Source organism: Streptomyces sp. NPDC093252, from assembly GCF_040683675.1.
Taxonomy (GTDB): domain Bacteria; phylum Actinomycetota; class Actinomycetes; order Streptomycetales; family Streptomycetaceae; genus Streptomyces.
Genome location: NZ_JBFBEM010000018.1, coordinates 141,151 through 162,535 on the forward strand (window position 1 = coordinate 141,151; position 21,385 = coordinate 162,535).

At 75.4% G+C, this 21,385-nt stretch carries 18 protein-coding genes; 5 read left to right on the forward strand and 13 right to left on the reverse strand.

Annotation, left to right across the window (positions count from 1 at the left end; genetic code table 11):
* Positions 1 to 68: 68 nt before the first annotated feature.
* Entirely contained in the window at positions 69 to 4,505 is a 4,437-nt protein-coding gene (locus tag AB0O01_RS32000) for an FtsK/SpoIIIE domain-containing protein (RefSeq protein ID WP_365318896.1), read from the forward strand.
* A gap of 81 nt (positions 4,506 to 4,586) precedes the next feature.
* Here AB0O01_RS32000 and AB0O01_RS32005 read toward each other — a convergent pair whose 3' ends face one another.
* The 10 genes from AB0O01_RS32005 to AB0O01_RS32050 all read right to left on the reverse strand — a co-directional run bounded on the left by AB0O01_RS32005 (position 4,587) and on the right by AB0O01_RS32050 (position 13,686).
* Positions 4,587 to 5,450, reverse strand: coding sequence for a class I SAM-dependent methyltransferase (locus tag AB0O01_RS32005; protein ID WP_365318898.1), 864 nt, complete (start codon positions 5,448 to 5,450; stop codon positions 4,587 to 4,589).
* Entirely contained in the window at positions 5,450 to 7,255 is a 1,806-nt protein-coding gene (locus AB0O01_RS32010) for an AMP-binding protein (RefSeq protein WP_365318900.1), read from the reverse strand. Before AB0O01_RS32010 ends, AB0O01_RS32005 begins: the two co-directional genes overlap by 1 nt.
* Positions 7,252 to 8,058, reverse strand: coding sequence for a DUF1365 domain-containing protein (locus tag AB0O01_RS32015; protein WP_365318902.1), 807 nt, complete (start codon positions 8,056 to 8,058; stop codon positions 7,252 to 7,254). Before AB0O01_RS32015 ends, AB0O01_RS32010 begins: the two co-directional genes overlap by 4 nt.
* Positions 8,055 to 9,482, reverse strand: coding sequence for an FAD-dependent oxidoreductase (locus tag AB0O01_RS32020; protein WP_365318904.1), 1,428 nt, complete (start codon positions 9,480 to 9,482; stop codon positions 8,055 to 8,057). The genes AB0O01_RS32015 and AB0O01_RS32020 overlap by 4 nt, the downstream gene beginning before the upstream one ends.
* Positions 9,479 to 10,360: a class I SAM-dependent methyltransferase gene (locus AB0O01_RS32025; RefSeq protein ID WP_365318906.1), complete on the reverse strand. Its 882-nt coding sequence runs from the start codon at positions 10,358 to 10,360 to the stop codon at positions 9,479 to 9,481. Before AB0O01_RS32025 ends, AB0O01_RS32020 begins: the two co-directional genes overlap by 4 nt.
* A complete protein-coding gene (locus AB0O01_RS32030) occupies positions 10,357 to 10,632 on the reverse strand; it encodes an acyl carrier protein (RefSeq protein ID WP_365318907.1) in 276 nt (91 codons plus the stop codon). The genes AB0O01_RS32025 and AB0O01_RS32030 overlap by 4 nt, the downstream gene beginning before the upstream one ends.
* A complete protein-coding gene (locus AB0O01_RS32035; protein WP_365318909.1) occupies positions 10,629 to 11,495 on the reverse strand; it encodes a 4'-phosphopantetheinyl transferase superfamily protein in 867 nt (288 codons plus the stop codon). The genes AB0O01_RS32030 and AB0O01_RS32035 overlap by 4 nt, the downstream gene beginning before the upstream one ends.
* Positions 11,492 to 12,403 (reverse strand): acyl-ACP desaturase, encoded by a 912-nt coding sequence (locus AB0O01_RS32040; RefSeq protein WP_365318910.1) that lies wholly within the window; start codon positions 12,401 to 12,403, stop codon positions 11,492 to 11,494. The genes AB0O01_RS32035 and AB0O01_RS32040 overlap by 4 nt, the downstream gene beginning before the upstream one ends.
* Before the next feature lie 192 nt (positions 12,404 to 12,595).
* Positions 12,596 to 13,303: a hypothetical protein gene (locus AB0O01_RS32045; protein WP_365318912.1), complete on the reverse strand. Its 708-nt coding sequence runs from the start codon at positions 13,301 to 13,303 to the stop codon at positions 12,596 to 12,598.
* On the reverse strand, positions 13,300 to 13,686 hold the full coding sequence (locus AB0O01_RS32050; protein WP_365318913.1) for a hypothetical protein: 387 nt from the start codon (positions 13,684 to 13,686) through the stop codon (positions 13,300 to 13,302). The genes AB0O01_RS32045 and AB0O01_RS32050 overlap by 4 nt, the downstream gene beginning before the upstream one ends.
* A gap of 192 nt (positions 13,687 to 13,878) precedes the next feature.
* Between AB0O01_RS32050 and AB0O01_RS32055 the strand changes: the two genes are divergently transcribed.
* The 4 genes from AB0O01_RS32055 to AB0O01_RS32070 all read left to right on the forward strand — a co-directional run bounded on the left by AB0O01_RS32055 (position 13,879) and on the right by AB0O01_RS32070 (position 17,821).
* On the forward strand, positions 13,879 to 14,886 hold the full coding sequence (locus AB0O01_RS32055) for a DUF1996 domain-containing protein (RefSeq protein ID WP_365318914.1): 1,008 nt from the start codon (positions 13,879 to 13,881) through the stop codon (positions 14,884 to 14,886).
* A gap of 86 nt (positions 14,887 to 14,972) precedes the next feature.
* Positions 14,973 to 15,542, forward strand: coding sequence for a sigma-70 family RNA polymerase sigma factor (locus AB0O01_RS32060; RefSeq protein WP_365318915.1), 570 nt, complete (start codon positions 14,973 to 14,975; stop codon positions 15,540 to 15,542).
* Complete coding sequence (locus tag AB0O01_RS32065; protein ID WP_365318917.1) at positions 15,539 to 16,261, forward strand: zf-HC2 domain-containing protein; 723 nt, start codon at positions 15,539 to 15,541, stop codon at positions 16,259 to 16,261. Before AB0O01_RS32060 ends, AB0O01_RS32065 begins: the two co-directional genes overlap by 4 nt.
* A gap of 351 nt (positions 16,262 to 16,612) precedes the next feature.
* Positions 16,613 to 17,821, forward strand: a complete 1,209-nt coding sequence (locus tag AB0O01_RS32070; protein ID WP_365318919.1) for a PQQ-binding-like beta-propeller repeat protein — start codon at positions 16,613 to 16,615, stop codon at positions 17,819 to 17,821.
* A 3-nt stretch (positions 17,822 to 17,824) separates the two neighbouring features.
* On the opposite strand, the gene AB0O01_RS32075 is transcribed toward AB0O01_RS32070, so the two are convergent.
* The 3 genes from AB0O01_RS32075 to AB0O01_RS32085 all read right to left on the reverse strand — a co-directional run bounded on the left by AB0O01_RS32075 (position 17,825) and on the right by AB0O01_RS32085 (position 21,319).
* The gene (locus AB0O01_RS32075) at positions 17,825 to 18,133 is read right to left on the reverse strand and encodes an acyl carrier protein (protein WP_365318921.1); all 309 of its coding nucleotides are present in this window, start codon (positions 18,131 to 18,133) and stop codon (positions 17,825 to 17,827) included.
* Between the two features lie 80 nt (positions 18,134 to 18,213).
* Entirely contained in the window at positions 18,214 to 20,019 is a 1,806-nt protein-coding gene (locus AB0O01_RS32080; protein ID WP_365318924.1) for a fatty acyl-AMP ligase, read from the reverse strand.
* Positions 20,009 to 21,319 (reverse strand): cytochrome P450, encoded by a 1,311-nt coding sequence (locus tag AB0O01_RS32085; RefSeq protein WP_365318957.1) that lies wholly within the window; start codon positions 21,317 to 21,319, stop codon positions 20,009 to 20,011. Before AB0O01_RS32085 ends, AB0O01_RS32080 begins: the two co-directional genes overlap by 11 nt.
* Positions 21,320 to 21,385: the final 66 nt, after the last annotated feature.

Consider the following 21,385-nt stretch of genomic DNA (forward strand, 5'->3'; position numbering starts at 1 on the left):
CCCGGCCCAGCACCCCGCCGCCGTCCACTCCCACCCCGTCCCCGCCCCCGTCAGGCCCGAGGAGCGTCATGCGTCTCACCGTCACCGCGATCGACCCCTCGGGGGGTGAGAGCGCGGACTTCCTGATCGACGCCGACCCCGCGACCCCCGCCGGGGAGATCTCTACCGCTCTCGGCGACCGTCTCGGCACCCGCGCCCCCGCCCTCCACCGGGGCCCCGACGCGCTCCCCGCCGACCGGCCCGTGGGCGAACTCGGCCTGCGGACCGGGGAGGTGCTCGGTCTGGGCGCGCCCCTGCCGCTGCCGCCCGCCGAACCCGAGGGCGTCCTCGAACTGCGGGCCGTGGGCGGCGCGGGCGCCGGGGCCGTGTTCCGGCTGCCGCCCGGCGAGTACACCGCGGGCGCCGCCGCATCCTGCGCCGTACGCCTCACCGCCGACGGCATGCCCGCCGTCGCCGCCGGTCTGCGGATCGCCGCGGACGGCACCGCCGAGGCCCGCGCCCTCGTCCCGGACGGCATCCTGCTGGACGCCCGGCCCGCCGCCGACTGGACCCCCTTCCCGGTCGGCGGCGTCCTCACCGCCGGACCCGTGCTGCTGGAACTCGCCCTGCCCACCCGCCCCGACGCCGCCGTCCAGCCCGCCCAGGACGGCACCCTCGACTACAACCGCCCGCCCCGGCTGCTCCCCCCACCCGTCGACCACCGCTTCCGGCTGCCCCAGCCCCCCGCGAAACCGCCCCGGCACCCCCTCCAGCTCGCCCTCGTCTTCGCGCCGCTGCTGATGTCCTTCACCGGAGTCCTGGTCTTCAACAACGCCCGCTACCTGGTCTTCGGACTGCTCTCCCCGGTCATCGCCCTGGTCGGCCAGCTCTCCCACAAACGCCGCGGCAAGGACGACCACCAGGAGCAACGGGAGGAGTACGAGCGGCGCAGGGCGGAGCTGGACGAGGAGGTCACCGCCGCCGTCCTCGCCGAACAGCGGCAGCGCCGCACCGCCTGCCCCGACCCCGCCGCCGTCACCCTCATCACCACCGGCCCCCGCCAGCGCCTGTGGGAACGCCGCCGGCGCGACACCGACTTCCTGCTGCTGCGCCTCGGCGCCGGGGACCGCCCCGCGTTCCTGGAACTCCAGGACCCCGCCGAACCCGAGCACCGGCAGCGCATCACCCGCACCACCCACGCCGTCCCCGTCACCGTGCCGCTGCGCACCGCCGGGGTCCTCGGCATCGCCGGGGGAGCGCCCGCCGTACCGCTGACCCGCTGGGCCGTCGCCCAGTGCGCCGCCCTGCACAGCCCCGCCGACCTGCGGATCTGCGTGCTGTCCGGCAGCCGTGACCGGACCGGCGACGCCGACCGCTGGGCCTGGACGCACTGGCTCCCGCACACCGCCCCGTACGACGGCCGCCTCGGACCGGGCACCACCGCCGAGTCCACCGGCCGCCGGATCGCCGAACTCGCCGCGCTCGTCCAGGCCCGTACCGAGGCTCCCGGGAACCGGGCCGCGCGCGGTGGCGCGGCCGGTGAACCCGACATCCTGGTGGTCCTGGACGGGGCCCGGCGGCTGCGCGCCCTGCCCGGGGTGATCCCGCTGCTGCGCGAGGGCCCCGCGGTGGGGGTGTACTTCGTCTGCGTGGACGACGAGGCCCGGCTGCTGCCCGAGGAGTGCCGGGCCGTCGCCGTCGCCGGACCGCACGGCCGGCTGCGCCTGGAGCAGGACGCCGCCGATCCCGTCGAGGAGGCCCTCACCGACGCCCCCGGCGCCGCCTGGGCGCTCGGGGTGGCCCGCGCCGTGGCCCCGGTCCGCGATGTCGGTGACGACGACGAGGAGACCCTGCTGCCCGGCTCCGCCCGGCTGCTGGACGTCCTCGCCCTGGAACCGCCCACCGCCGGGGCCGTCGCGGCGGGCTGGGCCGGGGGCGGACGCACCACCCGGGCCGTCCTCGGGGAGGGCGTGGACGGGCCGTTCGCCGTCGACCTCGCCGCCGACGGGCCGCACGCCCTGATCGCCGGTACCACCGGCTCCGGCAAGTCCGAGCTGCTCCAGACCCTGGTGGCGTCCCTCGCCGTCGCCAACCGGCCCGACGAACTCACCTTCGTGCTGGTCGACTACAAGGGCGGCAGCGCCTTCGCCGAGTGCGCCGACCTGCCGCACACCGTGGGCCTGGTCACCGACCTCGACCCCCATCTCGTGGAACGCGCCCTGGTGTCCCTGGGCGCCGAACTCAAGCGCCGCGAACACCTGCTGGCCGCCGCCGGGGCCAAGGACATCGACGACTACACCGACCGCCGCACCCGCGACCCGGGCGGCCCGGCCCCACTGCCCCGGCTGGTGCTGGTCATCGACGAGTTCGCGTCGATGGTCCGGGAACTGCCCGGCTTCGTGAAGGGGCTGGTCGACATCGCCCAGCGGGGCCGCTCCCTCGGACTGCATCTGATCCTCGCCACCCAGCGGCCCTCGGGTGCCGTCACTGCCGACATCCGCGCCAACACCACTCTGCGGATCGCGCTGCGCACCACCGACACCGGGGAGAGCCGCGACATCATCGACGCCCCCGACGCGGGCACCCTCTCCCCCCGCACCCCCGGCCGCGCCTACGCCCGCCTCGGCCATGCCGCGCTGCTGCCGTTCCAGACCGGCCGCATCGGCGGCAGGCGCACCGAGGAGACCGCACCCCAGCAGGAGCGCCGGGAACCGCGGTTCACCGAGATCCACTGGGACACCCTGGGCGATCCGCCGCCCCCGCGCGAGCCCGGCACCGAACGGATGACGACGGCGGCGGCGGCCGTGCAGCCCGTCACCGATCTGGCGGTCCTGGTCGGCGCCGTCCGCGAGGCCGCCGCCACCCTGCCCGACCTCCCCGCCCCGCGCCGCCCCTGGCTGCCGCCCCTGCCCGACCTCCTCACCCTGGCCGAACTGGCCGACCTGGCCGACCTGGCCGACGAGACCGATGCGACCCACGCGACCGATGAGACCGCCCCCGTCCCCGGCGGGCTGCCCCCGGTGCCCTACGGACTGATCGACCTCCCCGGGGAACAGCTCCGCCGCCCCCTCCTCCTCGACCTCGACACCCAGGGCCACCTCTTCCTCATCGGCGCCCCCCGCGCCGGACGCTCCCAGACCCTGCGCACCCTCGGCGCCGCCCTCGCCACCGCGCACAGCACCGCCGACGTCCACCTCTACGGCCTGGACTGCGGCACCGGCGCCCTCCAGGCCCTCGCCGGGCTGCCGCACACCGGTGCCGTCGTGGACCGCACCCGGACCGACCGGGTGGTGCGGCTGCTGTCCCGGCTCGCCACCGAGACCGGCCGCCGCCGCACCCTCATCGGCCGCGAGGGCGCCGCCGACCTCACCGAACTGCGCCGCCGGCTCCCCGCCGGACAGCGCCCCGCCCATCTCGTCCTGTTCATCGACCGGTTCGAGGCGTTCGAGCGGGACTACAGCGCCTACGACCAGGGCAGCGTGCTGGAGAAGCTGACGCTGCTGCTGCGCGAGGGCCCCGCGGCGGGCGTCCATGTCATCGCCTCCGGCGACCGGCTGCTCACCCAGACCCGGTACGCGGGCAGCACCGAGCACAAACTCGTCGCCCGCCTCAACGACCGGGGCGACTACTCCCTCCTCGGCCTCACCCCCCGTACCGTCCCCGACCACATGCCGCCCGGCCGGGTCGTCGTGACCGGCGGCGGGCACACCGCCCAGATCGCCCTGATCGGCCCCGACCCCTCCGGCGCCGCCCAGGCCGCCGACCTGCGCGCGCTCGCCGACCGCACCGCGTCCCGCGACGCCGATGTCCCCCGGGCGGCGCGCCCGTTCCGGGTGGACGACCTGCCCGACACCCTCACCTTCGAGGACGCCTGGGAACGCCGTCCGGCCGGGGTCTCCCCGCTGTGGACGATGCTCGGCGTCGGCGGCGACGACATGGCCGCCGTCGGCCCCGACCTGTCCCGCGTCCCGTCCTGCCTGATCGCCGGGCCGCCCCGCTCGGGGCGCAGCACGGTCCTGATGACCGGCGCCCGCTCCCTGCTGGCCCAGGGGACCGGCATCGTCGTCGTCGCCCCGCGCTCCTCGCCCCTGCGCGACCTCGCCGGAACGCCCGGTGTGGTCCGGGTGTTCACCGACGCCCGGGTGCCGGTGGCCGACTTTCGGGCCGCGCTCGGCCAGGTGGACAGCCCCGCCGGGGCGGTCGTCGTGGACGACGCCGAACTCCTCCTCGACAGCGACCTCGACGGCGACCTCGGCGCCCTCGCCCGGGGCACCGCCGGTGACGGCTGGGGTCTGCTCGTCGCGGGTGACCACGAGGGCCTGTCCAGCGTGCTGCCCGGCTGGCACACCCACGTCCGCCGCAACCGCTGCGGCGCCCTGCTCGCCCCACGCAAATGGGGCGACGGCGACCTCCTCGGCGAGCGCGTCCCGGTCGGCCTCCTCAACACCGACACCACCCCCGGCCGCGCCCACGCCCACCTCGGCGACAGCCACTGGGTCACCCTCCGGGTACCGGGCCGGGGTTGAAGCGGGCCCGCGCCGAGGGGCCCGTACCGGCCGGGACCGAACCCGGCCCCCGCCCAAGGGCCCCCGCCGCGCGCGGAGCGCTCAGCCCACCGGGATCGCCACGCCGTCGCGGGAGCGGGCCGCCACCAGGCCGTAGTAGCGGGTGGTGTGGCCCCATCCGGCGTTCGAGGTGCGCAGGTAGCGCACGAGTTCGTCGCTGTAGCCCGGACGCAGGGCGTCGATCGTGTCCCGGGCCGCCGACACCCGGGCGATCCAGTGGTCGATCGTGCGCCGGTAGTGCTCGGTGAGATCGTGGCAGCCGATGACGCTGAGCCGGGCGTCCTCGCAGCAGGCGACGAGTTCGGACAGCGGGCGCAGGCTTCCCCCGCCGAAGATGGTCTCGGCGACATGGCGGCTCGCCGGACGGTCCGTGTACTCGGTGAAGTGCTCCCGGCTGCGGAAACACGCGGCGGACAGATACACCCGGCCGCCCGGCCGCAGATGCCGGGCGACGAGGCGCAGCACCGCGTCCAGGTCGGGCAGCGCCTCGGCCACCCCGACGAGGGTCACCGCGTCGAAGCGGGCGCCGCCCAGGTCGGTGGCGTAGATGGAGGACTCGGCGAGGGTGACCCGGTCGGCCACGCCCTCCCGGGCCGCGCGCGCCCGGATGTACGCGGCCTGGGCCGGGGCCGGGGTGACCCCGGTGACCTCGCAGCCCAGGCCCGCGAGATGGCAGACCATGCTGCCCCAGCCGGAGCCGATGTCCAGCACCCGTTCGCCGCCGGTCAGCCCGAGCAGACCGGCGACCGTGCGGAGTTTCGTCAACTGGGCCGTGTCCAGGGACTCGTCGCCCTGGGAGAAGATGCCGCTGGTGTACTTCATCCGGCGGTCGAGGAACGCCTCGAAGATCTCCGGGGCCTGGTCGTAGTGCGCGTTGCTGGGCGGGCTGTCGGGGAGTGCGGTCATCAGGTCCTCACAGGGCCCGGCAGGGCGGGTTCGGGTTCGGGGTCGGGAGCTGGTTCTGGGTCGGGTGCGGGGGTGTCCTCCAGGCGTCTGCGGGCCAGCAGGCGCTGGGGCTTGCCGCTGGTGGTGCGGGTGATCCAGCCGGGCGGCACGGGGTGGACATCGATCGCCGCGAGGCCCAGCGCCGCGCGCACCCGCCGGTACACCTCCCGGCGCAGCTCGGCATGGTGCTCGGCGGGCAGTGCGGTCTCCACGGCGATGCCCATGGACTCGGTGTCGTCCCGCTCCGTGCGGAAGGCGGCGCAGCGGCGGCGGTGGACACCGGGGGCGTCCGCGGCGGCGTCCTCGGCGTCCTCCGGGAAGTAGTTGCGGCCGTGGACGATCACCATCTCGGTGCGGCGGCCGGTGACGAAGAGGTCGCCGCCGAGGACGAACCCGAGGTCCCCGGTGCGCAGCCAGCCGTCCTGGAAAAGGGCCTCGGTGGCCGCCGGGTCGCGGTAGTAGCCGCTGGTCACCGCCGCACCCCGGATCTGGATCTCGCCGACGGCCGCCCCGGAGGCGCTTCCGAGGGCGGCCCCGAGGTCGGCGGCCCCGAGGTCGGCGGTCCCGGGTTCGGCGGTCCCGGGGACGGCGATTCGCAGCTCCATGCCGTGCACGGCCCGTCCGACCGACACCAGGGCCTTCGCGCGCGGATGGTCCGGGGGCAGCGGCCGTACGGTGGCGCCCTCGGCGAGCGCGTCGCGGTCGGCGTGCACGACCCGGGGTGGCGTGCCGGGGGGCGGGAAGGCGACCGCCAGCGTGGCCTCGGCCAGGCCGTACACCGGGAACATGGCCTGCGGCCGGAACCCGGCCGGACCCAGGCTCTCCTGGAACCGCCCCAGGCCGGACGCCCGGATGGGTTCGGACCCGTTGAACGCCAGCCGCATCCGGCCGAGTCCGAGGCCCTCGGTGCCGCGCCGCGCGGCCACGCCGGCGAGCATCGCGTATCCGAAGTCCGGGCCGGTGGTGAGGGTGCCGCCGTGCTCGCTGAGCAGCCTCAGCAGGCCCAGCGGGTCGCGCAGGAACGCCAGCGGGTCGACGACGTACGAGGCGGCCCCGTTCAGGACCTGGCTGAGCAGGCCGAACAGGCCCATGTCGTGGTAGGTCGGGATCCACTGCACGAGGATGTCGTCGGGGGTCATCTCCGCGGAGCCGACGATGGCCCGCAGACCCGCGAGGACGGCCCGGTGACTGAGCATGACCCCACGGGGGCGGCCGGTCGTGCCGGAGGTGAACTGCACGACGGCGAGGTCGTCGGGGCCGGGCCCCGCCCCGGGCGGCGGGGCGGAGGGCGCGTGCGGCTCCCCGGGGCGGGGGCGCAGCAGGGCCGGGCCCGGCCGCGCCGACGCCAGCGCGGTCGCCAGGTCCTGCGACGCGCTGTCCACGATCAGGTGCCGGATCCCGGCCGCCGCGACGATCCGCCCGATCCGCTCCACCACCCGCGCGGTGTCCGAGGAGCGGTTCGGCACCGGCAGGACCGTCGCCGCCGCGCCCGTGCGCAGCACGCCGAAGAGGCAGACGAGGAACTCCGGGCCGGTGCCGTGCACCAGGCCCACCAGGTCGCCGGGGCCGACGCCGTCGCGGCGGAGGTCGGCCGCGTAGCGGTCGGCCAGGGTGTCGAGCCGGGCGGCGGTGAGGGAGGTGCCGGTGCCGGGGTAGTGGGTGGCCGCGCCGGGGTGGTGCCGGGCGGTGTGCCGCAGCGCCTCGGTGAGGGTCGCGGCGGTCGGGGCGGGGGCCGCGCGGGGCGGCGCCGCGGGTTCGACGCTCATCGGGCGCCACCTCCGTGCCTGTGCCTGTGCCTGTGCTGGGGTGCGTGGTCGGGGGACGGGGGCCGTGGCGGGTGGACCCCGGACTGCGGGGGGTGGGTGCGGCGGCGGTACCGGGGCAGACCCCGGCGGCGCAGCCGCAGGGCCTGGTAGTGGACGCGTACGGTCGTCCAGCGGGCCGCCGCCGGATTGGTGAGGGTGGCCAGCGCGTCCCGCCAGGCGCCGGGCGGCTCCCGCACCCCGGTGAGGGTGGCCACCAGGGCGGGCCGGTCCCCGCCCCGGTACAGGCTCAGCCGCAGCCGTACGGTGGTCTCGCCCAGGTGCGCGAGAGCGGCGTAGTGGCCGTCCCGGGGGAAGAACGGGGAGACGTACAGCTCCTTGCCGAAGCGGGAGCCGGTCCGGCCGTCCGGCCCGTCGGCGTCCGGCCGGACGAGGTAGCAGTGCCGGTCGCCGAAGGTGTTGCGGACCTCCAGGACCACGCACACGATCCGGCCACCGGGGTCGTGGCACCAGTACACGGTCACCGGGTCGAACACGTACCCGAGCCCGGCGGCCTGGGAGAGCATCAGGACGCGGCCCCCGGCGAGATCGATGCCGTGGTGGCGCAGGAACCGGTCGACGTTGTCGCGCAGCCGTCCCGCCGGGTCGCCGAGGTGGTCCGCCGGGCGGACCTCGCGCAGCAACCGGGCCAGGCGTCCGCGCCGGTCGGGGGCGTCGAGGTCGGTGAGCCACATCCGCAGCCGGTACCGGAAGGAGTACCGGCCGCCCTCGACCCGGTGGTGAACGACCGTGCAGCGGTATCTCACCAGTCCACCCCCAGCGTCCGGGCCGCGGCGACGCCCGAGCGGCAGCCGTCCTCGTGGAACCCCCAGCCGTGGTAGGCGCCCGCGTAGGCGAGGACGGGCGTGGACAGGGCGGGCAGCCGTCGCCGGGCGTCGAGCATGCCGGGGGAGTAGAGGGGGTGTTCGTAGCGCATCCGGGCCAGGACGCTCCCGGGGGCCGGTGGGACGGCCGCGTTGAGGGTGACGACGTAGTCCGGGTCGGCGGGCAGTCCGTGGAGCCGGTTGAGGTGGTAGCTCGTGCTCACCTCGTGATCGTCGGCGGCGCAGCGGAGCTGGTGGTGGTTCCAGGAGGCCCGGTCGCGTTCGTCGTCGGGCAGCAGCCGGGCGTCGGTGTGCAGCAGGACCTCGCTGGGGAGGTAGCCGATCGCTCCGAACACCTCCCGCTCCGGCCGGGTCGCGTCGGTGAGCAGGGCCAGCGCCTGGGCGGGGTGGGTGGCGAGCACCGCCTGGTCGTAGCGCGCGCCGCGGCCGTGCGCGTCGGTCACCTCCACGCCCCGGGCGGTCCGGGTCAGGGCGGTGACCGCGCTCCCGGCGCGGATCTCGGGGACCCGGGCGGCGATCCGGCGCACATAGTCCGCGGAGCCGCCCACCACCGTGCGCCAGCGGGTCGCCGGGCCGCCGTCGAGCAGCCCGTGCTGGGCCAGGAACCGGAAGAGGTAGCGGGCCGGGTAGCGCAGCGCGGCGCGCGGCCCGCAGGACCAGACGGCGCAGACCAGGGGGAGGACCAGATGCCGGACGAAGTAGTCGTCGTGGCCCTCCTTCTCGATGAACTCGCCGAGGGTGAGGGTCGTCCCCCGGTCCGTCCCCCGGTCCGTGCCCGGGTCCGTCACCGGGTCCGTGCCCGGGGCTGTCCCCGTCCCTGTCCCTGGCTCCGCCCCCGGCTCCGGCTCCGGCTCCGGCTCCGCCAGCGCGCGGCGGGCCGCCGCGCTGAACCGTGCCTTCTCGGTGAGGGCCCGGCGCCAGGTGGCCCGGTCGAGACCGGCGGGGCGCTCCGGGACGGTCCGCAGGGTGCTGCCGCTGACATAGCGCAGCCCGCACCCCTCGCAGCCCACCGACAGGGACATCTCACAGGGCCGGGTGCGGACGCCCAGTTCGGTGAAGAGCCGTACGAGAAGGGGGTAGTTGGCCGGGTTGTGGACGAGGAAACCGGAGTCGACGGGGGTGTCCGCCGCCCCCACCAGATGGGTGTGGGCGTGTCCGCCCAGCCGGTCCTCGGCCTCGTACAGGGTGACCCGGCGCTCGCGGGCGAGGACGTACGCGGCGGTGAGCCCGGCGATGCCGGAGCCGATGACGGCGACGGTGGGAGCGGCGGCGCGAGCGGCGGTGGGAGCGACAGTGGGAGCTGCGGCGGGGTGGGGCGCCCGCGCTTCCCGGGGCGGCGGGGTCATCCCCCGGGGCCTTCGGTCGCCGCCGCCCCGCCGGGCAGGAGCAGTTCACCCTTGCGCCCCTTGACCGCGCTCAGGGCGTAGTGCTTGGCGGTGTAGCCCCAGCTCGCGTTCGCGGTGGTGAGGTAGCGGGCCAGCTCGTCGGCGAAGCCCGGCTCGATGACCTCCATCCGCTCCCGCCGGGCGGCGATCCGCTGCTGCCAGGCGGTGATGGTGCGGCGGTAGTCGGCGGTCAGGTCGGTGAGGGAGGAGAGCGTGAGCCCGGCGTCCTCGAAGGCCGCGACGAGCCCCGACAGGGTGGGCATCGCGGTGTACCCGAACACCTCCACGGCGTGCTCGCTGGCCGGGCGCGTCGCGTACTCCGCCCGGTCGGCGGCGCTGCGGTAGCAGGACGAGGACGCGTAGACCCGGCCCCGCCGCTTCAGCAGGCGGCGGATGGCGGTGAGGGCCCGGGTGTGGTCGGGGAGGTGTTCCAGCACCCCGACGGCGCTCACCGCGTCGAAGGCCCCCTCCGGCAGCACGGCCCGCTCGAACGGCGTCGCCTCGACCGTGACCCGCCCGGCCACCCCGGCGGCCTCGGCACGCGCCCGGATGAACGCCGCCTGGCGGGGCGAGGGGGTCACCGCGGTCACCTCGCACCCCAGGTCGGCGGCGAGGAACAGCACCATGCTGCCCCAGCCGGAGCCGATGTCCAGCACGCGCTCACCGCCGCGCAGCCCGAGCAGTCGGGCGATGAAACGCAGCTTGGCCTCCTGGGCCTCGTCGAGCGACTCCGTGCCCTCGGTGTACAGGCCGCTGGTGTACTTCATCCGGCGGTCGAGGAACAGCTCGAAGAGTTCGGGCGGCCGGTCGTAGTGCCGGTTGGTCACCGGAGCGGTCATCGGCCCTCCGCCTCCAGCGCGTCCACGACCAGGGCGGCGAGATCGGCCACGGTGTCCGCGGCCCGCACCCGGTCGTCGTCGAACTCCACGTCGTACCGGTCCTCCAGCCGTGCCACGACCTCCATCAGCCGGACGGAGTCGGCGTGTTCGAGCCGGTCGAGCTGGTCGGACGGTGCGATGCGGGCGGCCGGGATGTCCAACTCGGCGGCGAGACAGGTGCGGACGGCGGTGAGGGCGGAGGTCAGGGCCGGGGAGGGGGCGGCAGCGCTCATGCGGGGTGTCCGATCGGTGGCGTGAGAGGGGTGACGGGGGCGAGGAGGGCGAAGGGGGCGAAGGGAGTGAAGGGGGTCGGTGCGGCGGGGGATCCTGTGGTGCTCCAGGGGCGGGGGTCGAGGAGGGTGGGGGCGACGGTCGCCGCCGGTCGGGGCGGGGGCGTCCCGGTACCGGCGGCGGGACCGGTGCTCCGGTCGTGCGGGCCGCCGCCGTACCTGCCGGGTCCCATCACCACCGCCACCACCGTCCCGTCCCAGCACCAGACGCGTCCCGTCAGTGGAGGGCCGGCCGGCGCGGTGATGCGCGGGCCGTGCGGCGTCCAGCGCACCCGGTAGGCGCGCAGTCCGGCCCACCGGCCGAGGACGGCCTTGTACGCGGCCTCCTTGAGCGCCCAGTGGACGGTGGGGTCCTGCCCGGGGAGCGGCGCCTCGCCGGGGGCCAGGACCCGGCGGAGGAGGGCGGGGCGGCAGCGGCCGGAGCGTTCCACGTCCACCCCGGCCCGGTGCCGCGCGGAGCCGACGGCGACGGCGACCCGGTCGCCGGTGTGGGAGAGGGAGACGGTGGTGCGGGGCAGCCCGCGCAGTCGGGGTGCCTTGGAGGCGCTGTCCCGCAGCAGTTCGGCGCGGGCGGCGCGGTCGCCGTGGCGCAGGGTGAGCGCGGCGCGGGCGGTGAGCCGTCCGATGAGCAGTTCCCGGCGCCGCCAGGGCGGGAGACCGGCCGTCAGGGCGCGTTCGGCGGGGGCGGTGCGCGCGGGGTCCGGATCGAGCCCGTCCCAGTCCGCCAGCGCGAGCAGCACGGGCTCCACGGGCTCCACGGGCGCGTCCGGCGGCCCGGTCGCCGGGCCCGCCGCGTCGGCGCTCACGGCAGCCGCCCCAGCGCGTCGATCAGCTCCAGTACGTCGTCGCCCCCGGCCGCGCCCGGCCGGTCCACGAAGTCGCCGATGAGCCGGGCGAGCGCGGCGTACGCCTCCCGGTGGTCGTAGTCCAGGGTGTTCGCCAGCCGGTACGACCAGCGCCGGTATCCGGTCAGGGTCGTCGCGAGCGGCATCCGGAAGGTGGCGACGACATCCTTGAGATACGGGGCCGTCCCCGCGCCGTCGCGTGCGATGTATCCGGTGACCAGTTGGGAGTAGAGGGCGAAGTGCCGGGCCTCGTCGCGGGCCATCAGCCGCAGCAGGTCCCGCAGCACCGGTTCCCGGACCGTGGCCAGGAACCGCTGGTAGAAGAGCTGGGTGGCCTTCTCCTGGATCAGGGTGTAGGTGAACGCCTGGAGCGGGTGGTCGTAGGGCAGTTCGAAGGGCTTCGCGCACTCCCGGGCCAGCTCGGTGAGCAGGTCGTCCTCGTCGGCGGCGATACCGGAGGCCACCTGGTAGCGGGTGAGCGCGGAGGCGTGCCGCTCCTCCTCCTGGGCCCAGGTCACGAAGAAGCGGAAGTACTCGCGGTGCGCGCGGAAGGCGACGATGTCCCGCTCGGCGCCCGTCGCGGGGAACCGGGTCAGCAGCCAGTCGAGATACCCGGGGATGTGATCCTCGACGAAGGTGATGAACCGGACGGCCGACCGGTCCAGTGCGGTGAGCCGGTCCGGCTCCAGCCGGTCCCAGTCGAGGTCCTCCGGCTGCCAGGAGTGCCGGGCGCCACGCAGCACGGCCGGGCCGACGGCGGCGCGGATGACGGACGGATCCAGGGGCTGGAGCGGCGCCCGTGACTCCGCAGACCCCTCCGGCGGGGCGGGCTCGGGGGGCGCGGGCGCGGTCCCTGTCTCCGTGGCCATCCCGCCCCGCCCTCTCCCGGCGCTCGCACGCCCGGTCATTGGATGAACATTGGCTGAATCAAAAGCGTCTTCAAGGTGAAGAACTTCCCCGAAGGGGAGACGGCCGTAAAGAGCCCGGACGCGGCGCGGTCCGGACCAGCCCGTTCGTGAAGTCATCCCTGCACTGCCGGACATCGACGCCGTGGACAGCTCCTAGGACACCGGCCCCTCCCGCACATACGTGAACCGGAACGTCGAGGTGATCGCGTCGAAGACCCGGTACAGCTCCCCGGCCAGCGGCAGATTCGGGCTGTAGCAACTGATGACGACCGAACTGCGCGACCGGGGCACCGGCACCACCGTGTTCACCGCCAGCAGCCGGTACGAGAGGTCACCCGTCGGGTCGGCCGTCTCCAGCCCCGTCAGCCGCCCCGCCGGGCCCGCGTGCGGCAGCTCGTGCACGGTGAACCGGCGGTGCGCGCCGCGCTCACGCTCCCCGGTGCGCGGGCCGCGTCCGCGCTCCCCGGTGCGCGTGCCGCGCTCACGTTCCCCGGCGGCCGAGTACCGCGCCGCCAGCTCCCGTGCCGAGAAGTCGTGCCCCGGCGGGGGAGTCACCCGGAAGACCATCACCCCGGCCATCAGCAGCCCGTCCTCGTACAGGGTGGTCGTGCCGGCCGCGTACAGGGCGCCGCGCTGCCGTGCCGACACCATGATCCGCCGGGCGCCGCGGAACAGGCGGTTGATCCGGTCCCGCTCACCCTGGTCGCGGGCCTCGCGCAGCACCCGGACCCGGGCCCGGGCGAGCCCGTCGCCGTGCAGGTCGTACAGCGTCCAGGTGTCCGGCACGGCCAGGGTGAACGAGTCGGGCTCGCCGCGCCCGGCCTGCGGGCGGCCGTCCTCCCCGGCCGAGGCCGCCGTCACGCGATCACCGAACCCGCGGTCGCCTCGGCGGAGAAGGTCTCCTCCGAGGACGGGGACGGGGACGGAGCCGGGGCCGGGGTTCCGGGAGCGGTCCCGCCGCTTCCGTTCTGCGCGTCGGTGAGCTGGTTGCCCATGTCGGTGTCCAGGTCCCGGAACGACTTCAGCACCACGTCGCAGGCGTCCTTGAGGGCCGTGCAGTTCTTCTTCAGCCGCACCCGCCCGTCGTCCCAGGAACGGTCGAACTCCAGCCCCGCGTTGACCATCGGGGCGCCCACCGCGCGGGCGTCGAAGCCGGAGTTCTGCGTGTCGATCAGGCCCATCACCCGGGCCAGCAGCGCACCCACCCGCTCCACCTCCTCGCCGGGTACGAAGATCTCGGCCACGGTTCCTCCCGTCTGTCGTCGCGATCCGCCGGGCTCGCCGTTTCGCCGGGTTCGGCGCAATCGCCGGGTTCGGCGGGTTCGGCGGGTGCCCGGACGGACACGGCTGCGGCGGCGGAAGGGTTCAACGGGCAGAGATTCACGGGCTGTTCGGATTTTATTGAACCGCCGTTCAGAAGCTGGAACCCTGTACGGGTGGGGTTCCAGAGTCGTACCGGTCCGCGGAAGAAGCCGACGAGGAGCGCGGTCGCCGTCACGGCCGCCGTGACGCTCCTGGTCGTGGCGCTCGGCGTCGTGGCGCTCGGCGCCGACCGGCCTCCGGGCGCCCCCGGCGCGCCACCCGCCGACCAGTACATCGCCGCCGCCGCGCTGCCCCCGGCCGACCCCGGGCCCGCCCTCGGCCCCGACGCGTCCACCGGCCGGGTCACCGTCGACTGCGGACGCAACGAACGCGGCCACCGCAACACCGACAACGTGGTGATCTCCCCCGGCCTGGTCGGCGGCGCCCACCACACCCATGACTACATCGGCAACACCAGCACCGACGCCCGCTCCACCGACGCCTCCCTCGCCGCCGCGGGCACCACCTGCGCCGACGGCGACCGCTCCGCCTACTACTGGCCGGTGCTGCGCCGCCTGGACGCCCCCGGCGCCGACGCCGACGCCCACGGCGGCGGGCTCCACGGCAACACCGGCCGGATCCTCACACCCACCGAGGTCCGCGTCGAGTTCCTGGGCAACCCGGTCGGCAAGGTCGTCCCCCAGCCCGCCGGGCTGCGCGCCGTCACCGGCGACCCGGTCGCCGCCACCACCACCGACGCCGACGTCCGCGCCCGGTGGGGCTGTTCGGGCAGCCCCGGCCGGCACACCACGCTCTACCCCCGCTGCCCGGACGGCGAGCGCACCACCCGCACCCTGGAGTTCCCGAGCTGCTGGAACGGACTGACCCCCGACAGCGACAACCACCGCACCCACCTCGTCTTCCCCGCGGCGGGCGGCGTCTGCCCCCCGGCCACCTTCCCCGTCCCCCGGCTGCGCCTCACCCTCGCCTACGACCTGCCCCCCGGGGTCCCCTACGCGGTGGACTCCTTCCCCGAGCAGAAACGGCACCCGAAGACCGATCACGCCCTGTTCATCACCGTCATGACGGACGCCCGGCGCGAGCGGATCGCCCAGTGCCTCAACGAGGGCGCGGCCTGCTGAACGGCGGCCCGCACGGACCGCGTTGAACCGCCGGGCCCCGGCGTCCGTGTCCCGCACATCGGACCGGCCAAGGACGGAGTGAGCGGATGGCGGCACTGTGGTCGCGCGCCCGGCAGAAGACGAGTGACGAGGTGGTGGTCCGGGCGCTCTACGAGGAACACGGCAGAGCCCTGCTGGCCTACGCCCAACGCCTGACCGGCGACCGGGCCGCCGCGGAGGACATCGTCCAGGAGACCCTGATCCGCGCCTGGCGCAACCAGGAGAAACTGGCCAACGGCAAGGGCTCGGTACGGGGCTGGCTGCTCACCGTGGCCCGCAACATCATCACCGACCGCATCCGCGCCAGGGCGGCCCGCCCGCCCGAGGTCCCCGAGACCACCACCCAGGTCCCCGAGGAGCACGACCTCGCCGAGACGGTGGTCGACTCGATGGTGGTCATGGCGGCCCTGGACCGGCTCTCCCCGGACCACCGGGACGTCCTGATGGAGATCTACTTCCAGGGCCGCACGGTCAGCGAGGCCGCCGAGGTCCTCGGAATACCGGCCGGTACGGTCAAATCCCGGTCACACTATGCGTTGAAACAACTGAGGGAGCTGTACGGGGCGGACAACCCCGGGGGCGCCCGGCTGATGGTGTTGAAGGAGGCGGCGGCATGAGCACCCAGCAGCACGACAGCGCTTTGCTCGGCGCTTATGCACTCGGCGCCCTGGACGAGGGGGAGATCCGCGAGGTCGACGGCCATGTCGCCGAGTGCGAGGAGTGCCGGGTGGAACTGGACGCACTGAGGGAACTGAAGGGAGCGCTGGGCGAGGTCCCGCCCGAGGCGTTTCTCGACGGGCCGCCCGAGGGCGGTGATCTGATGCTCCGGCGGACCCTGCGCGCGGTCGCCGAGGAGCGCACCCGGTCGGACATCCGGCGCCGGGGTGCCCTCGCGGCGGCTGCGGTGGTCACGACGGTGTCCCTGCTCGGCGCGGGCTTCCTCCTCGGCGGCGCGGCCGAACGCAACGACGCCGTCCAGCCGCCGCCCCGCCCCACCGTCACCGCGAGCGGCCCTGTCCCCGCCCCCGTCCCCGGGGTCAGGGTCGCCTCGGTCACCGACTCCGGGACCGGCGCCCGGATGGCGGTCCGGGTGACCCCGGCCAGCGACTGGGTCCGGGTCAACGCGGCCGTCAGCGGGATCCCCGCCGGGGAACTGTGCCGCCTGATCGTCGTCGCCGACGACGGCACCCGCGAGATCGCCGGGAGCTGGCACGTCGGCAGCGCCGAGAAGGGCGCCAACCTGGACGGCTCGGCGGCGGTCCCCGCCGACCGGGTCAAGGAGATCCTGGTGGAGAACGCCGAGGGCAAACGGTATGTGACGGCGGGGATCGCGTAGGGACGGTACCGGCACCGCCGGGACGCCGCGCGGCTGCGGCGCCGGTGAGTGCCGGTCGGCGCGACCCGGACGCGCCCGGCACCACCTGTCGTCGGCCGCGAGGGGCGGGCCCGGCCCAGGCCCCGGTTCCGGCCCGATGCCCGGGCCCCACCTGGGTCCCGACCCGGGCCCCACCTGGGTCCCCCGACCCAGACCCCGCCTGGGACCCGACCCAGACCCCACCTGGGTCCCCACCCGGGCCCCGCCCCAGCTCCCGGCCCGGTGCCCAGGCATGTCCCCCTCGCGGTCCCGGCCGGCCGCCCCGTTACCCTCCGGGGACCCGACCCGTCTCGCTCCGGAGGAGCCCCCGCCGTGCCCGATGCCAGAGTGCCCCTCACCGTCGACGTGGACGACGGTCGGCTGTGGACCCTGCGGGCGGGGGAGGTGGGGACGCCCGGTGTCGTCGGGTCCCGGGTGTATGTGCCGGTGGACGGCGGCCGGGTCGCCGCCCTCGACGCCGGGGGCGGCCGGATCCTGTGGTGCAGTGATCCGCTCGCCGGGCCGGTGCCGGCCGAGGCGGTGGGCGCGGACGGGGTCGTCGTGCTGCCGCTGCCGGCCGGGTTCGCGGCGCTGGACACGGCGAGCGGCGCGGTGCGCTGGACGCTCCGGGGCCAGGACCCGCGGACCACCGCGTTCGGCGCCGGGACGGTCGTGCTGCTGTGGAGCCACTCCACCAAGGAGGGCAGCGTGCTCGCCGGGGTGGACGCGAGGTCGGGGGAGCGGTTGTGGGAGCGCGTCTTCCCCCACCTGGGGCGTGTCCTGGTGCGCGGGGACCGGGTGATCGTCGGCGCCGACGCCCCGCGCGCGCTGGACACCCGTACCGGCGAGGGACTCTGGCGCGGTGCCTACGGTCGGCTCCTCGACCCGGGCGGGCCCGTCGACGGGGCCGTCTTCCCCGTCTGGGAGCAGCAGGAACTGTCCGTACGGGCCTCGGACACGGGGGAGGAGGTGTCCAGGATCCGTTTCCCCGAGGGGGCCCTGAGACGCGTGTACGGCAGCCCCGAGCTGGTGGACGGCGGCGGGATCCTGTTCGAGGACGTGCTCCGCGCCCGGATCCGGCTCTTCGGCCGCGACGGATCCGGGGCGACGGCGGAGCCGGTGCTCGATGTGTCGGTCGCGCCGTGGCGGCGGGTCCTGCTGCTGGACACCGCGGTCGGCGCGGACGGCTGGGTGTACGCCGTGACCCGTGCCCGGCCGCTGGGCGGGCCGGGCACCGCGCATCCCGTGCTGCACGCGGTCCGGGCCGGTGCCCGGGGGCGCCCGGTCCGGCAGGTGGTGCGGGGGCGGGACGGCCGGTCCCTCGCGCCCTGGGACTTCGCCGTCGGCCCGGAGCAGGTGTTCACCGGCGACGGGCGGGAGATCGCCGCGGTCGGTGACGGCCGCGAGCTGTGGCGCGGCGGCGCCGGGGAGGTGGGCAGGCCGGTGCCGCTCGGCGCCGACCGGGTGCTCTTCGCCGCGTCGGACGGCGGACGGCACCGGCTGTACTGCGCGGACGCGGCGACCGGCCGCACCGCCTCCTGAGGTCTACGACGACGCCGGACGCAGCCGTGCCGCGTGCTCGGCGAGCAGACCGGCGAAGGCGGCCACCGTGGGGTACTCCCACAGGGCGTTGGGGTCGAGTTCGCAGCCGATGTGGTCCTCGGCCTCGGTGATCAGGGTGATGGCCCGGACGGAGTCCAGACCGTAGACGGACATGGGCTGGTCGGGGTCGATCTCGTCGGGCGTGAGCCTCAGCTCCTCGGCGAGATAGGCGCGGAGCCAGGCGCGCAGCCCGGCCTCGGTGCCGTCGTCCGTCATGGGGTCCGTCGTGGGACCGGTCGTCGGAGGGTGCACGGTGATGTCTCCTCGGGTGCGCGGCGGGAAGAGGGGCGCGTCAGTGTGAGGGCCTGTCGCCGGGATCGTCCGGACAGGCCCTAGTCCTGGTGGAGCGAGACCAGACGGCCCTCCCGGAACAGGTCCCGCATCGCCGAGCGGCGGACCTTGCCGCTCGTGGTCCGCAGGACCGTGCCCGGCTTCACCAGGGCGACGGTGGCGACGGCGATCCCGAACTCGCGGCCCACCGTGTGCCGGATCTCGGCGGCGAGCGCGGGCAGCCGGTCGGCCGGGATGCCGACCACCTCATGGGTGACGACCACGGACGCGTCGGGGGCGCCGGGGTCGGCCCCCGGACCGGCGAAGACCACCCCGGTACGGCCCAGCTCCGGGTGCTGCGCGCGGAGTTCGTACTCGATGTCCTGCGGATAGACATTGCGGCCGTGCACGATGATCAGGTCCTTGAGCCGCCCGTGGACATACAGCTCCCCGCCGCTGAACACACCGAGGTCCCCGGTGCGCAGAAAGCCGCGCCTGCCGTCCGCCGTCGCCGCGTCGAACACGTCGGCGTTGTCGTCGCGCCCCCAGTAGCCGGACGACACGCTCCGCCCCCGCAGCCAGATCTCCCCCAGCCGCCCGCCCGGCAGGACCTCCCGGGTCTCCGGATCGACGATCAGGGTGTCGTAGGAGGCGTCCGGACGGCCGCAGGCGACGATCTCCCGGGTGGCCCCGCCACCGGCCGCCGGGGTGAACTCGCCCCGGGCCAGCGCCTCCAGATCGACCGGGTGACTCCGCAGCGGCCCGGGGCGCCCGACCGAGACGTACACCGAGGTCTCCGCCATGCCGTAGCAGGCGGTCACCGCGTGCGGGTCCAGGCCCGCGGGTGCGAACCGCTCGGCGAACGCGGCCAGGACCCGCGCGTCGATCGGCTCCGAGCCGCAGCCGGCCACCCGCCAGCGGGACAGGTCGAGTCCGGCGAGATCCTGCTCGCGGACCTTGCGGGTGCACAGGTCGAACGCGAAGTTCGGGGCGAAGGAGAGTCCGACACCGAAGGCGTCGATCATCCGCAGCCACTGGGCCGGGCGCCGGATGAACGCGATCGGCGCCATCAGCACCGAACGGCCGCCCAGCAGCAGCGGCCAGACGATCTGGGTGAACAGCCCCATGTCGTGGTAGAGCGGCAGCCAGCCGCCGACCTGCCCGGTGAAGTCGAGCGGGGGCGAGCCGACGGCGGCGTTGAAGAGGATGTGGTCGTGCCGGAGCACCACGCCCTTGGGGTCGCCGGTCGAGCCCGAGGTGTACTGGAGCACGGCGACCGTCGACCGGTCCACCGGCACCGGCCGCCACCCGTCCGGCGCGGCGGCGGCGAGCAGGTCCCCGGCATCCGGCTCCGGCAGGTCCCCCGCGATCACCGCCATCGGCTCGCCCGGCAGTTCCGCCGCCCACTCGACGACCTCGGTGCGTTGGTCCGCCGTGGTCAGCACGGCCGCCGCGCCCGAGTCCCGGGCGATGGCCGCGAGGCGTCTGCGGTGGTGACGGTGGCCGCCCGGCAGCGGGGCCGGTACCGCGATCATCCCGGCGTACAGGCACCCGAACAGGGCCGCCGCGAACTCCAGCCCGGTCGGGTGCAGCAGCAGCACCCGGGAGCCCGGGGGCAGTGCGGCGCGCAGCCGGACGGCGCGGATCCGGGCCTCCTGCTCGAGGCGGGCGTACGACCAGCGCCGCACCCCGCCGTCGAGGTCGGCGGGGTCGGCGAGATACGCGAGGGCCTCGGCGTCCGGCCGGGCCGCCACCTGCTGGCGGAACAGGGTCACGATGTCGGGGGCGTCGGTCAGGTCGTACGTCCGGTCGTTCGTCAGGTCGTGTTTCTGGTCATGTGTCGGGTCGTGCGTCTGGTCATGCGTCATGGGAACGTCCTTCGGCGGGGGCGGCGGACCGGGCGCCGGGCACCCGGCCGGGGCGGACGGCGTCCAGGGCGATCGGGAGCCGGGCCGGGCCCCGCAGATTGAGATTGGGCCGGTAGACGAGTTCGCCGGGGCGCAGCCGGGGCGCGTCCAGATGAGTGGCGAAGAGTTCCAGGGCGACCGCCCCCTCCAGCCGGGCCAGTCCCGCCCCGAGACAGAAGTGCGGGCCCGCCGAGAACGTCAGATGAGGGGCGGCGGGGGTGCGGTCGATGTCGAAGGCGGCCGGGTCCGGATAGACCTCCGGGTCCCGGTTGGCGGCCCCCAGCAACAGCAGCACCGTGTCCCCGGGCCGCAGCTCCGCCGCGCCGATCGACCCGGCCTCGCGGGCGACCCGGGTGGTCATCTGGACCGGGGCGTCGTAGCGCAGGACCTCCTCCACCACCGCCGGGGCCCTGCGCACGGGGTCCGCGCGCAGCCGCGCGTACTGGTCGGGATGGCGCAGCAGCGCCAGCACCGCGTTCCCGATGAGGTTGACGGTGGTCTCGTAGCCCGCGTTGAGGAGCAGCACACAGGTCGCCAGGACTTCCGCGTCGTCCAGTTGCTCGCCGTGCTCCTCGACCTGGAGGAGGTGCGAGATCAGATCGTCGCGGGGGTGGGCGCGGCGGGCCTCGATCAGCGTGCGGAAGTACGCCACGAACCCGGCGCGCGCCCGGGTCGCCTCCCGGGCCGGCGGCTGCGGGGCCCCGCCGAGCGGCGGTTCCAGTTCCTCGGACAGGACGCCCGTCCAGTCCTGGAGCTGCTGCCGGTCCTCGAAGGGGACGCCCAGCAGTTCGCAGATCACCTGGAGCGGCAGGGGATAGGCGAGGCCCGCCACCACGTCGAACGTCCCGGACTCCGCGCCCGCCGCGATCAGGCCGGCGGTTATCTCCCGGATCCGGGGTTCGAGGCCCGCGACCTGCCGGCGCGCGAAGGCGCCCGCCACCAGCCGGCGGTAGCGGGTGTGGTCGGGCGGGTCGAGATGGATGAAGTTGAGGGTGCGCGGCCCCCGCGGGGTCGGCGCCAGGGTGGCCCGGTCCCGGGCCGAACTCATCGCCGGGTCGCGCAGCAGCGACGAGATCTGGGTGTGCCGCCCCACCACGACCAGCCCGTCGAACGGCTTGTAGGGGGAGCGCTCGCGCAGCCGGTCCAGATAGGGGTACGGGTCCTCGCGATGGCCGGGATCGGTGAGTTCCGCGATCTCCGGCGGCAGTGCCGGACGCTCCGGTGGAACATGCTCCGCGGTTTTCCCGGCGGCTGTGTCCATCACCAGAAATCCACTCCCCGGTCGATTCCTCCCACCGCCGGCGGCAGTGGCGGCCCCAAGACCCGG

Coding starts and splice junctions, on each gene's coding strand:
- AB0O01_RS32030 (WP_365318907.1), bottom strand. CDS start 10,632: ATGAGCGCTGCCGCCCCCTCCCCGGCCCTGACCTCCGCCCTCACCGCC.
- AB0O01_RS32085 (WP_365318957.1), bottom strand. CDS start 21,319: ATGGACACAGCCGCCGGGAAAACCGCGGAGCATGTTCCACCGGAGCGT.
- AB0O01_RS32065 (WP_365318917.1), top strand. CDS start 15,539: ATGAGCACCCAGCAGCACGACAGCGCTTTGCTCGGCGCTTATGCACTC.
- AB0O01_RS32040 (WP_365318910.1), bottom strand. CDS start 12,403: ATGGCCACGGAGACAGGGACCGCGCCCGCGCCCCCCGAGCCCGCCCCG.
- AB0O01_RS32010 (WP_365318900.1), bottom strand. CDS start 7,255: ATGAGCGTCGAACCCGCGGCGCCGCCCCGCGCGGCCCCCGCCCCGACC.
- AB0O01_RS32080 (WP_365318924.1), bottom strand. CDS start 20,019: ATGACGCATGACCAGACGCACGACCCGACACATGACCAGAAACACGAC.
- AB0O01_RS32020 (WP_365318904.1), bottom strand. CDS start 9,482: ATGACCCCGCCGCCCCGGGAAGCGCGGGCGCCCCACCCCGCCGCAGCT.
- AB0O01_RS32025 (WP_365318906.1), bottom strand. CDS start 10,360: ATGACCGCTCCGGTGACCAACCGGCACTACGACCGGCCGCCCGAACTC.
- AB0O01_RS32060 (WP_365318915.1), top strand. CDS start 14,973: ATGGCGGCACTGTGGTCGCGCGCCCGGCAGAAGACGAGTGACGAGGTG.
- AB0O01_RS32005 (WP_365318898.1), bottom strand. CDS start 5,450: ATGACCGCACTCCCCGACAGCCCGCCCAGCAACGCGCACTACGACCAG.
- AB0O01_RS32000 (WP_365318896.1), top strand. CDS start 69: ATGCGTCTCACCGTCACCGCGATCGACCCCTCGGGGGGTGAGAGCGCG.